The organism is Aeromicrobium sp. CnD17-E (assembly GCF_024124745.1).
In the GTDB taxonomy this organism is placed as follows: domain Bacteria; phylum Actinomycetota; class Actinomycetes; order Propionibacteriales; family Nocardioidaceae; genus Aeromicrobium.
In genome coordinates this window covers 1-8413 of record NZ_JAMXRU010000121.1, presented here as the reverse complement: position 1 = coordinate 8413, position 8413 = coordinate 1, and the positions used below count along the sequence as shown (strand labels likewise).

At 74.6% G+C, this 8413-nt stretch carries 10 protein-coding genes and 1 pseudogene; 3 read left to right on the top strand and 8 right to left on the bottom strand.

What is annotated here, in order from left to right; all coding sequences use genetic code 11:
• From NH339_RS16105 to NH339_RS16090, 4 genes and pseudogenes are all read right to left on the bottom strand, one after another.
• Nucleotides 1-672 (bottom strand): annotated as a pseudogene (locus NH339_RS16105) (molybdopterin-binding protein); the annotation flags it as partial.
• A 5-nt stretch (nt 673-677) separates the two neighbouring features.
• Nucleotides 678-1313, bottom strand: a complete 636-nt coding sequence (locus tag NH339_RS16100) for a class I SAM-dependent methyltransferase (RefSeq protein ID WP_253027040.1) — start codon at nt 1311-1313, stop codon at nt 678-680.
• Nucleotides 1310-2005 carry a DUF2064 domain-containing protein gene (locus NH339_RS16095; RefSeq protein WP_253027039.1) on the bottom strand — a complete coding sequence of 232 codons (696 nt, stop codon included), beginning with the start codon at nt 2003-2005 and terminating at the stop codon, nt 1310-1312. Before NH339_RS16095 ends, NH339_RS16100 begins: the two co-directional genes overlap by 4 nt.
• Nucleotides 2002-2670 carry a glycosyltransferase family 2 protein gene (locus tag NH339_RS16090; RefSeq protein ID WP_253027038.1) on the bottom strand — a complete coding sequence of 223 codons (669 nt, stop codon included), beginning with the start codon at nt 2668-2670 and terminating at the stop codon, nt 2002-2004. Before NH339_RS16090 ends, NH339_RS16095 begins: the two co-directional genes overlap by 4 nt.
• An 84-nt stretch (nt 2671-2754) precedes the next feature.
• On the opposite strand from NH339_RS16090, the gene NH339_RS16085 reads away from it, so the two are divergent.
• Nucleotides 2755-4098, top strand: a complete 1344-nt coding sequence (locus tag NH339_RS16085) for a hypothetical protein (RefSeq protein ID WP_253027037.1) — start codon at nt 2755-2757, stop codon at nt 4096-4098.
• Between the two features lie 7 nt (nt 4099-4105).
• On the opposite strand, the gene NH339_RS16080 is transcribed toward NH339_RS16085, so the two are convergent.
• From NH339_RS16080 to arsB, 4 genes are read right to left on the bottom strand one after another with little or no spacing between them, the layout of a single operon-like run.
• A complete protein-coding gene (locus NH339_RS16080; protein ID WP_253027036.1) occupies nt 4106-5161 on the bottom strand; it encodes an NAD-dependent epimerase/dehydratase family protein in 1056 nt (351 codons plus the stop codon).
• A complete protein-coding gene (locus NH339_RS16075; RefSeq protein ID WP_253027035.1) occupies nt 5158-5964 on the bottom strand; it encodes an S-methyl-5'-thioadenosine phosphorylase in 807 nt (268 codons plus the stop codon). The genes NH339_RS16080 and NH339_RS16075 overlap by 4 nt, the downstream gene beginning before the upstream one ends.
• A gap of 49 nt (nt 5965-6013) precedes the next feature.
• Nucleotides 6014-6415: an arsenate reductase ArsC gene (locus NH339_RS16070; RefSeq protein ID WP_253027034.1), complete on the bottom strand. Its 402-nt coding sequence runs from the start codon at nt 6413-6415 to the stop codon at nt 6014-6016.
• Nucleotides 6412-7500, bottom strand: a complete 1089-nt coding sequence (gene arsB / locus NH339_RS16065; protein ID WP_308207094.1) for an ACR3 family arsenite efflux transporter — start codon at nt 7498-7500, stop codon at nt 6412-6414. The genes NH339_RS16070 and arsB overlap by 4 nt, the downstream gene beginning before the upstream one ends.
• Before the next feature lie 79 nt (nt 7501-7579).
• On the opposite strand from arsB, the gene NH339_RS16060 reads away from it, so the two are divergent.
• Entirely contained in the window at nt 7580-7933 is a 354-nt protein-coding gene (locus NH339_RS16060; protein ID WP_374208336.1) for an ArsR/SmtB family transcription factor, read from the top strand.
• A 144-nt stretch (nt 7934-8077) separates the two neighbouring features.
• On the top strand, nt 8078-8413 hold a 336-nt coding region (locus NH339_RS16055; RefSeq protein ID WP_253027033.1), incomplete at its 3' end, for a GNAT family N-acetyltransferase.

Here is an 8413-nt window from a genome sequence, read left to right as displayed (position 1 = left end):
CGGGCCGGTCCCGTCGCGCACGGCGAGCACCGACACGCGCCGCAGCCACGGCACGCTCTGCCCGACGGTGAGCACGGTCGCGACCGCCGATGCGCCGAGCGCGGTCGCCAGCAGGGCACGACGTCCGGGGGCACCGGCGCGCTCGACGTCGGGCTCCGGCTCGGGCGCGAAGGCCTGGCGGACGACCGGCAGCTTGACCGCCACGTGCACGAGGATGCTGCCGATCGCGATCCAGGCCACGGCCTCGTGCGCCGGGCGGAACGAGAACGACCACGGGTACCACTGCACGACGTTGAGCAGACCGCTGACCAGCTGGAACAGGGCCGAGGCCACGAGGACGGCGATCGAGCCGCGCTCGAGGGCGTGCAGCGCGAGGCGGCGCAGCCCGGACGGCGGTCGCGCGAACAGGCGTGGGAAGACCGACCAGAGCTTCACCAGCAGCAGCGGCACGCAGGCGATCCCGGTCGCGACGTGCAGCCCCTGCGTCCAGCGGTAGAGCGACGCAGGCCGCGGACCGATCGGCGCCCACGCAGGCGGGTCGTACTGGAGGTGGCTCCACATCCCCGTGAGGAAGCAGACGCCGAACGCGATCCCGAGCCAGGTACCGACGCGGGTCGTGAGCCGTGGGCCCCGCGCGCGGGCCTCGAAGTCCTCGACCCGGGGCAGGCGCACGATCCTCAGCCCCGGACCGGTCGGTGCAGCTCAGCCACCCAGCGGCCGTCGGCCTGCAACGTGCGGGTGTGGACGAGGTGGGCGCGGTCGGCCAGGTAGCTGACGGCGTCGAGGCCGACGACGGCCCACTCGAACGGCGCACCGAGGCGACCGTCGACCAGCAGCCGCCGGCTCTCCTGCAGGATGCCGCCGTTCTCGCGCACCTCGACGAGCACCGAGCCGCCGGGCGCGACGAGCTCGCCGACCCGGCGCAGCAGCCTCGCCGGCCGTCCGCCGATGCCGATGTTGCCGTCGGCGAGCAGCGCGTGCTGCCAGCGGCCCTCGCCGGGCAGCCGGTCGAACACGTCGCGCCGGAGCACGACGGAACCACGCGCCTTCGCCAGGCCGAGCGCCGCACGAGACGTGTCGACGCCCAGCGCGTCGACCCCGCGCAGCAGGAGGGCGTGCACGAGACGGCCGGGTCCGCAGCCGAGGTCGAGCGTCGGTCCCGAGCAGGGGTCGACGAACAGGGCGTGGTCGGCTTCGTCCGCGTCGGCCGCCCAGCGGTGCACCGCGAGGTGCTCCTCCACCCCGGCGTCGTCGACGAACCGCGAGTCGTCGGAGGTGAAGACCGCGTCGAACGTGGCGTCGTCCAGGCTCATGCCCCTGCTCCTGCCGTCGTGGACCGGTCCACCGCTCCGGCGAACCGCGACCCCGGGAGGCCGCTGGCGACCGTTTGCGCGTCGGGCCACTCGTCGACGTCGCACAGCGCGCGCAGCAGCTCGACGTCGCCGAGCGCGGCGCGGGTCAGCTCGCCGGTGTCGTCGCGCGACATCGGCACGTCGCGCAGGGCGTCGGCGCGGCGCGGGTCGGGCAGACCGAGCAGCCACCAGCCTCCGTCGTCGGCCGGTCCGAGGACCTGCCGGCCCTCGACGACGGCGTTGCCCGCGGTCACGAGGTCGTCCGGGGCCACCTGGGGGGTGTCCATGCCGATCTGCACCGTGCCGCGACCGTGCACGCCGGCGTCGGCGTGCGCGTGGGCGAGGCGCTCGCCGAAGTCGTCGCCACGCTGGGGCACGACGATGGTGCGCTCGAGCGCGGCCCGGACGTCGTCCGCGCGGGCGGCGCTGGCGACATCGCCGGTCATCGCGACCACCACCGGCCAGCCCGTGACCGCGCGGGCGGCCTGCACGGCGTCGAGGGTGTCGAGCAGGGCGGCGGCGGCCACGTCGGCGGCGGCGTCGGGCCCGACGACCCGGCCGAGGCGCGTCTTGGCGAGTCCGGGCACGGGGGCCTTGGCGACGACGAGCAGCACCGGGCCGGTCGACGGCGGCTCGAGCGGCGCGGGCGTCATCGGAGCACCTTCGCGAAGTCCTGGACGACCCGGGCGGTGCCCTTGACCGACCCCGACACCTTCGACCGCGTGCCGGCCGCGCGCGGTCGGTAGTCGACGTCGACCTCACGGACCGTCCAGCCCGCGCGGGACGCCTTGACCATGAGCTCCAGCGGGTAGCCGAAGCGACGGTCGCGCACGTCGAGGTCGAGGAGGTCCTGGCGACGACAGACCCGCATGGGCGCGAGGTCGTGGATGCCGAAGCCGCTCGAACGGCGGATCCAGGTGGCGAGGGCGAGCGTGCCGGCGCGTGCGTGCCAGGGCCAGACGCCGCGGGCGACCGGCCGGCGTCGACCCACGGCCATGGTGACGCCCTCGGTGCGCACGGCGTCGAGCATCGGCAGGAGGTCGGCGAGCCGCATCGAGTCGTCGCCGTCGATCACGGCCACGTACTCCGCCTCGGCCGCCTCGACGCCGGCGTGCACCGCTGCGCCGTACCCCGGACGGGACTCGTGCACCACGACCGCGCCGAGCGAGCGGGCGACGTCGGCCGTGCCGTCGGTGGAGCCGTTGTCGACCACGACGATCCGCAGACCCGCGGGGACGTCGGCGAGGACGAGCGGCAGGGCCGCCGCCTCGTCGCGACACGGCACCACCACGTCGCACGTCACGCCGGCATCGACCATCCCCCGAAACTACGGGCGATGGCACGACCCCGCACGTCAACCAGCGGCCCTGCGGCGCGGTCACGGTCGGGCTAGCGTGGCGCCATGCAGGCCCGCCCCCGCCCGGCCGTCGTGTCGGCGCTCGTCGGACTCGTGCTCGTCGTCGCGGCCATGGTCGTGCCGCTGCTGCTCGACGAGGACGTGCGCGTGCACTTCCCGCCGCTGCACGCGTGGTGGGGTCCGCGCCTCGACCCGCTCGTGCTCGTGGCGGTCGCGGCCGGGGTGCTGCTGTGGTCGGCGCTGCCGCGTCTGTGCCTCGAGCTGCCCTGGCGGGTGGTGGTCGTGCTGACGACCTTCGCGGGATGGCTCTGGACCTGCGCGCTCGGGCTGAGCGACGGCCGCTACGGGTTCGCCCGCGTGTACGGCCGCACGAGCGAGTACCCGCACGACGCGCAGACCGTGCGCGACGTGCCCGCCATGCTGCGGGAGTTCGTCGAGCGGATCCCGTCGTCGGCGCCCGACAACTGGCACACGCACGTGGCCGGCCACCCCCCGGGCGCGCTGCTCTCGTTCGTGCTGCTCGACCGGCTGGGCGTCCAGGACCCGTTCTGGATCGCGATGGTCGTGGTGACCGTGGGCGCGACGTCCGTGGCCGCCGTGCTGCTGACGCTCGACCTGCTCGGCAGTCGCGACCTCGCGCGACGGGCGGCGCCGTGGCTCGCCCTCGCGCCCCTCGTGGTGTGGGCGGGGGTCAGCGCCGACTGGTACTTCGCCGCCGTGGCCGCCTGGGGCCTGTACCTGCTGGCCCGTGCGTCGACGTCGCGTGGTCCGCGGGCCTGGGCGCAGGGCGTCGCGGCCGGTCTGCTGCTGGGCTGGTGCGTCTACCTCTCCTACGGCCTGGTGCTGCTCGGCGTCCTCGCGCTCACGGTGCTGTGGCTGGCCACGAGGACGTCCCGCGCGGGCGGGCAGGTCGCATCGGCTCGGGCGCTCGGCTGGCGGGCCCTGCCGTGGGCACTGGGCGGCGCGCTCGTGGTGACGGCGGCCTTCTCGGCCTTCGGCTTCCACTGGTGGGAGGCCTACCCGGTGCTGCGCGAGCGCTACTACGACGGCATCGCGTCGGAGCGTTCCTACGGCTACTGGGTGTGGGCCAACCTCGCGGCGTGGACGTTCACCGCGGGCCTGGCCGCGTGGGCCGCGTTCCCCGCCACCGCCGACGCCGCGCGACGGCGCGTGCCGCTCGCGGTGCTCGCCGCCGGCGGCCTCACCACCATCGCGCTCGCGACGTTGTCGGGCATGAGCAAGGCGGAGGTCGAGCGGATCTGGCTGCCGTTCACGATCTGGGTCGTCGCGGTGCCGGCGCTGCTGCCCGACCGCTGGCAGCGTCCCCTGCTGGCGTCGCAGGTCGTGCTCGCGCTCCTCGCCCAGACGCTGCTCGTCACCCGCTGGTGACGCCGGGTCAGCGTCGGCGCAGCGGGTCGGTGGCCAGGCGGGCGATCCCGTCCTCGGGCGCGATCTCGGCGCGGAACCCGAGCCCCTCGGCCGCCCTGTCGGGCGAGGCGAGGACGTGCCGCACGTCGAACACGCGCGCGTCGCCGGTGACCACGGGCTCCGGGCCGTCGACCGCACGCGACAGCACCCGCGCCATGTCGCCGATCGTGAACGGTCGTCCCGACGCGACGTTGTAGGGCGTCACGCCCACGGGGTGCTCGGCCACCGTCTCGACGGCGAGCGCGTTCGCGAGCGCCACGTCGTCGACGTGCACGAAGTCGCGCACCTGCTGCCCGTCCTCGAAGACGCGTGGCGCCTCGCCGCGCTCCAGGGCGGACCGGAAGATCGCCGCCACGCCCGAGTAGGGCGTGTCCGCGGGCATGCCCGGGCCGTACACGTTGTGGTACCTCAAGGCGACGGCGCGGCCCGACTGCAGCGTGCACCAGGCGTCGGCGAAGTACTCCTGCGCGATCTTCGAGGCGGCGTACGACGTGCGCGGACGGATCGGCGCGTCCTCGGTGACCCGGCGCCAGGTGACGTCGCCACCGCAGACGGGGCACCGCGGGTCGAAGCGGCCGGCCGCCAGGTCGTCCTCACGGCGGACCGCGGGCGGCACGTCACCGTGCTGGGGACAGTCGTAGCGGCCGTCGCCGTAGACGACCATCGACGACGCGAGCACCATCCGATCGACCCCCACGCGGGCCATCGCCGCGAGGAGGCGGGCGGTGCCGAGGTCGTTGTGCGCCGCGTAGTCGGGCAGGTCCTGCGCGTCGACGCCGTTGCCGACCATCGCGGCCTGGTGGCACACGACGTCGATCCCGTCGAGCACGGCGTCGAGCTGCGCCTCGGTGGCGTCGCGCAGGTCGAGCAGGTGCACGTCGTCCGGTGCCGTGTCGCGGGCACCCGGCCCGTGCGCCATCGGCAGGTAGGCGTCGAGACGGACCACGTCGTGTCCCCGCTCGGCGAGCCGCAGGTCGATGCGCGAGCCGATGAACCCGGCCGCGCCGGTGAGCAGGACCCTCACGGCAGCTCGAACGGCAGCGTCATGCCGTCGACGGCCGAGCCGCAGGCGCAGTCGCGCTCGCCGAGGGTGCCGACGACCGTCGCGAGGGTCGACTTGAGGGTGTCGGTGTGCTCGCGGAACACCTGGAAGACCGCCTCCATGCTGACGGCCTCGCCGTGACCCCCAGCGCCGTCGTCGACGCCGGCGTCGTGGTCGGTGACGAGCGCGACGGTGGCGTAGCAGAGCGCCAGCTCCCGGGCCAGGACCGCCTCGGGGTGGCCGGTCATGTTGACGACGGCCCAGCCCTGGTCGGCGTACCAGCGCGACTCGGCGCGCGTGGAGAAGCGCGGACCCTCGATGACGACCATGGCGCCGCCGTCGGTGGGCTGCTGGTCGGCGAGGCCGTCGAGGAGGTGGCCGCGCAGACGCTCGCAGTAGGGGTCGGCGAACGAGACGTGCACGGCGCCGGTGTCGTAGTAGGTCTGCATGCGCCCGCTCGTGCGGTCGACGAGCTGGTCGGGGACGACGAAGCTGCCGGGACCGAGCTCGGGTCGCAGGCCGCCCACGGCGCACGGGGCGAGGACCTGACGGACGCCGAGCGAGCGCAGCGCCCACAGGTTGGCGCGGTACGGCACCCGGTGCGCGGGGTAGCGGTGGTCGGCGCCGTGCCGCGGCAGGAACGCGACCGTGCGGTCCCCGACCTGGCCGACCGAGACGGGCGCCGACGGCGGGCCGTAGGGCGTGTCCACGTCGACCTGCTCGGGGTCCTCCAGGAACGTGTAGAAGCCGGATCCGCCGATCACGGCGACGTCGGGGGTGCTCATCCCCTCACCCTGGCAGCGCCGGGGGTCGGGCGCATCCCTGCGGCCCCGCTCAACGCAGCGAGGCGAGGAGCTGCTCGACGCGGGTGCGGATCTCGTCGCGGATCGGGCGCACGGTGTCGAGACCCTGTCCCGCGGGGTCGTCGAGCACCCAGTCCTCGTACCGCTTGCCGACGTAGAAGGGGCACTCGTCGCCGCACCCCATGGTCACGACGACGTCGGCCGCGACGACGGCGTCGTCGGTGAGGACCTTCGGCTGCTGGCCGGCGATGTCGACGCCGAGCTCGGCCATGGCCTCGACGGCCACGGGGTTCACCTGGTCGGCGGGCGTGGAGCCGGCCGAGAGCACCTCCACCTCGTCGCCGCCCAGCTCGCGCAGGAAGCCGGCGGCCATCTGGGAGCGTCCGGCGTTGTGCACGCAGACGAACAGGACGGTGGGACGGGCACGGCTCATCGGGGGGACTCCTCGAGGGGGTAGAAGCGACGCGCCCAGAGCGCGACGTGGACGAGACCCACCAGGACGGGGACCTCGACGAGCGGGCCGACGACGCCGGCGAGCGCCTGGCCGGAGGTCACCCCGAAGGTGCCCACGGCGACCGCGATGGCGAGCTCGAAGTTGTTGCCCGCGGCGGTGAAGGCCACCGTCGTGCTCTTGGCGTAGCCGAGGCGCAGTGCGCGGCCGAGCAGCATCCCGAGCGCGAACGTCAGGGCGAAGTAGACGAGCAGGGGCAGCGCGACGCGTGCGACGTCGAGCGGCCGGCTCGCGATGGCGTCGCCCTGGAGCGCGAACAGCACGACGATCGTGAACAGCAGTCCGTAGAGCGCCCAGGGGCCGAGCCGCGGGAGGAACGTCTCCTCGTACCAGTCGCGGCCCCGCGCCCGCTCGCCGAGCGTCCGGGTGGCCCAGCCCCCGAGGAGCGGGACGCCGAGGAACACCACGACGCTGAGGGTGATCGCCGTGAACGAGAACTCCGCCGACGTGGTCTCGAGCCCGAGCCAGCCCGGCAGCACCTGCAGGTAGAACCAGCCGAGCGCCCCGAACGCGACGACCTGGAAGACGGAGTTGACGGCGACGAGCACGGCGGCCGCCTCGCGGTCGCCGCAGGCGAGGTCGTTCCAGATGAGGACCATCGCGATGCAGCGCGCGAGGCCGACGATCACGAGCCCGGTGCGCAGCTCCGGCAGGTCGGGCAGGAACAGCCACGCGAGCGCGAACATGAGGGCCGGGCCGACGACCCAGTTCAGGACGAGGGAGGCGGCGAGGAGCCGGCGGTCGCCGGTGACCCGCGACGTCTCGTCGTAGCGGACCTTCGCGAGCACCGGGTACATCATCACGAGCAGCCCGACCGCGATCGGCAGCGAGACCGAGCCCACCGACACCGCCTCGAGCGCGGAGTCGAGCCCCTCGACGGTGCGGCCGAGGAGCAGCCCGAGCGCCATCGCCAGCAGGATCCAGACGGGCAGCAGCCGGTCGAGCCGCGACAGCCGCTCCACCGGGGGTGCCGGGCTGGACGACGTGGTGCCGAGGCGCTGCTGCACGGCCGCTCCTTCGTCGGGACGGATAAATCGACGGATGTCGATGGAGGGAGCGTAGCGGGTCCTGGGGCATACTCGCCGGGTGACCTCCTCGCCGCTCCCGACGACGGCCTCGGCCTGTGGCGGGACGCTGGCCTCGACGCCGCTCGAGCGCGAGGAGGCGGTCGACCTGGCCCGCACCTTCAAGGCGCTCGCCGACCCCAGCCGCGTCCGGCTGCTGTCGCTGGTGGCGGCGCACGAGGGCGGCGAGGCCTGCGTCTGCGACATCACCGGCCCGGTCGGCCTCAGCCAGGCGACCGTCTCCCACCACCTGAAGGTCCTCGTCGAGGCGGGGCTGCTGTCCCGCGAGCAGCGCGGGACGTGGGCGTTCTACTCCGTCGTCCCCGGCGCGCTGGACCGCGTCGCCGACCTCCTCCGCACCACCACCCCCACCTGACCCCTCCGCGCCCAGCCCCGCGTGACCGTTTGCGTGGGGCCCCACGCAAACCAGCACCAGGCACGGGAATCTTGCGTGGGGAGGAGCCGGTTTGCGTGGGGGTGACGGCGACGAGCCGTGCCACCGCGGGCGCATACTCGGCCCATGACCACGCGGACCGACAGCCCGTCCGACGTCGGCGTCCGGCCCATGGTCGAGGCGGACTGGCCCGACGTCGAGCGCATCTGGGCGGCGGGGATCGCCACGGGTGACGCGACCTTCGAGTCCTCGACGTCGACGTGGGACGTGTTCGCGGCCGGCCGTCCGCCGGGCCACCGGCACGTCGCGGTCGGCGGCGGCACGGTGCTCGGCTGGGTGGCGTGCTCGCCCACGTCGAGCCGCGCCGTGTACGCCGGCGTGGTCGAGCACTCGGTGTACGTCGCGCCCGACGCGCAGCGACGCGGGGTCGGCGGCCTGCTCCTCGACGCGCTGGTCGCGTCG

Coding starts and splice junctions, on each gene's coding strand:
- NH339_RS16090 (WP_253027038.1), bottom strand. CDS start 2,670: ATGGTCGATGCCGGCGTGACGTGCGACGTGGTGGTGCCGTGTCGCGAC.
- NH339_RS16095 (WP_253027039.1), bottom strand. CDS start 2,005: ATGACGCCCGCGCCGCTCGAGCCGCCGTCGACCGGCCCGGTGCTGCTC.
- NH339_RS16075 (WP_253027035.1), bottom strand. CDS start 5,964: ATGAGCACCCCCGACGTCGCCGTGATCGGCGGATCCGGCTTCTACACG.
- NH339_RS16100 (WP_253027040.1), bottom strand. CDS start 1,313: ATGAGCCTGGACGACGCCACGTTCGACGCGGTCTTCACCTCCGACGAC.
- NH339_RS16085 (WP_253027037.1), top strand. CDS start 2,755: ATGCAGGCCCGCCCCCGCCCGGCCGTCGTGTCGGCGCTCGTCGGACTC.
- NH339_RS16070 (WP_253027034.1), bottom strand. CDS start 6,415: ATGAGCCGTGCCCGTCCCACCGTCCTGTTCGTCTGCGTGCACAACGCC.